Source organism: Pseudostreptobacillus sp. (genome assembly GCF_977040545.1).
Genome location: NZ_CDRRBS010000125.1, coordinates 1 through 2383 on the forward strand (window position 1 = coordinate 1; position 2383 = coordinate 2383).

Here is a 2383-nt window from a genome sequence, read left to right on the forward strand (position 1 = left end):
AACATTCCATGAGTTGCAGTTACCGGTATTATTTCTAAATTACCTAAATCTTGATAATATTTAAATCTACCTAATAAGTTTCCTGAATATCTAGTATAATATTCTTTACTTCCATTATATAACTTATAATTATGAAGTGCAACTTTATGCATATCAGGATATTCCTTTAATCTATTTAATTCTAACTGACAAAATTCAATCATTTTATCTAAATGTTTAATATATCTATTTTGAAGTAAAGGATCATTTAACATATTTGCTAATGTACCCGATATGGTCATAGTAATATTAAAATCAATATTATCATTTTTCAAATTATCAAACATTTTCAAAATTGGAATATATGTTTCCGTAATAGCTTCATATAGCCAATCTTCTTCTAAAAATTCTTCATACTCCGGATGTCTTACATAAGGTAAATGTGCATGTAAAACAATACTTAAAAAACCAGACATATAGCCTCCTATCTTATCATTACAATGGCATCACTTCCATCTAAATAATAATTTTTTCTTCTAGAAATCATTTTAAACCCATTTTTTTTATATAGATTTATTGCAACCTCATTTTTCTCAGATACTTCTAATAATATTTTTCTTTCATCATTTATCCTATTTAATAATTTAGATGCTATTCCTTTTTTTCTGAAATTTTTATCAACTGCAATTTCAAAAATATCTAAACTATCTACATTATCATAGGTAATTAAATAACCTGCTAAAATATTTTCAAAATACTCCTCATATATATTATACCTTAAATTTTTATAAAATGCATAAAAATCTTTAATATTTTTAATATCTAAAAAATTTTCATTATGAATTTTTAACATTAATTCTAAATTTTCTTTATTCATTACCTATAAATCCTACTCTATTTAAAGGATACCATCTAACTAATAATCTACCATAAATTCTACTTTTTTTAACATAACCAAAGAATCTTGAATCATTACTATTAGTTGTATTATCTCCCATAGCCATATAGTAATCATCAGTTAATGTTATTTCTTCATTATTCAATAATTTTTTCATATCTTTTTTACTATATTTAAAATCAAGTATAGGCAATATAAATCTATCATTAGAATCTGTCAAAATATAGGTAAATCTTTTACCATTAAGATTAAATTTTGTAAGTTTTGAAACTTGTTCTGGTGTTTGTGTATTAAATAATCCAAATATATCTTTATACAAGTCTTCAGAAATATTCATTTTTAAAAATTCTTCATTATTTATTAAGCTAAATTGATTATTAGTTTCATCATACATAACTATATTTTTTAATTTAACATTATCTCCTTTTTTAGGTATATATATTTCTGGATTTCCAAATAATTTTAACAAACCATCAACGCTATATTTTCTTCCTAAATTAGAATCTTTTGAATTAAGATACAAAGTTCCAGAATTTTCATCTATTCTTAAACTATCTCCAAAAGAACCTGTTATTCTTTTTGTATACATAGTCTTGTTGTCTAAAGGTTCTTTGAATGCAATAATATCACCAACCTTAGGATTTTTAAATTTATAAACAATATTGTTAGCAAAAATTCTATCTCCAACTAATATAGTTGGTTCCATTGAACCTGTAGGTATTACATAATTTCCTAAATAATAACTTTGTATTACAACAACTAATAAAATTACATAAATTGTATTAAAATATCTTCTAAATGAAATTTTCTTTTCATTCTCAGAATCAAAGATAATGTAGATTATAAGATAAACTATAGATGCTATTATTAAATAAGTAAAATACATATCATCTATACCTATCATAGATCTTCCAAAAACTAATAAAATTGTATTAAATATTAAAAGACCAGTTAAATAGTTTTTCTTTATATAAATAACTAAAAATACTATAAAATTAATTATTACAGATAAAATCATAACTTTATTTTTTATAGGTAAAACTTCATCATAACCAAAATTTATCTTTAAAGTAATAAATGAAATATTTAATAAAAATAAAGCATTTATAATGTATAAAAAATTTCTACTCAAATTAAGCTTGTCAATTTTTAATTTATTTACAAAAAAATCAGAAAATTTATCAATATATGATACAATTAATTTTTCTTTAAATAAATATGATATTAACATTAAGGCTGTTATAATATAAAATAAAACATATATTAAAGTATTCATAAGCTACCTCCTATATTTCTTTTAAAAAAAAGAGGTGTCAATTCTAACACCTTTTATTACAGTGAAACCCTTATATAAAAGGTGATTCCACTAATTAATTTGAAAATAAAATTTTAGAAAGTCTAGCACTTAAATTATCTTTATTTTCAAGTAATATTTTCTTAACTTGATCTTCATTTTTACCTTTTAATGTTTTCATAGCTTTTGTGCTTACTCTAACCTTAACTTCT

Annotated in this window: 2 protein-coding genes and 1 pseudogene; all 3 read right to left on the reverse strand. The window is 21.5% G+C overall.

Features of this window, described 5'->3' with window-relative positions; all coding sequences use genetic code 11:
• Window positions 1-455 (reverse strand): annotated as a pseudogene (locus ACWYO2_RS05745) (DUF1957 domain-containing protein); the annotation flags it as partial.
• Window positions 456-463: 8 nt separating this feature from the next.
• Complete coding sequence (locus ACWYO2_RS05750) at window positions 464-856, reverse strand: GNAT family N-acetyltransferase (protein ID WP_455515525.1); 393 nt, start codon at window positions 854-856, stop codon at window positions 464-466.
• Window positions 849-2153 (reverse strand): signal peptidase I, encoded by a 1305-nt coding sequence (gene lepB / locus ACWYO2_RS05755; RefSeq protein WP_455515526.1) that lies wholly within the window; start codon window positions 2151-2153, stop codon window positions 849-851. The genes ACWYO2_RS05750 and lepB overlap by 8 nt, the downstream gene beginning before the upstream one ends.
• Window positions 2154-2383 lie beyond the last annotated feature (230 nt).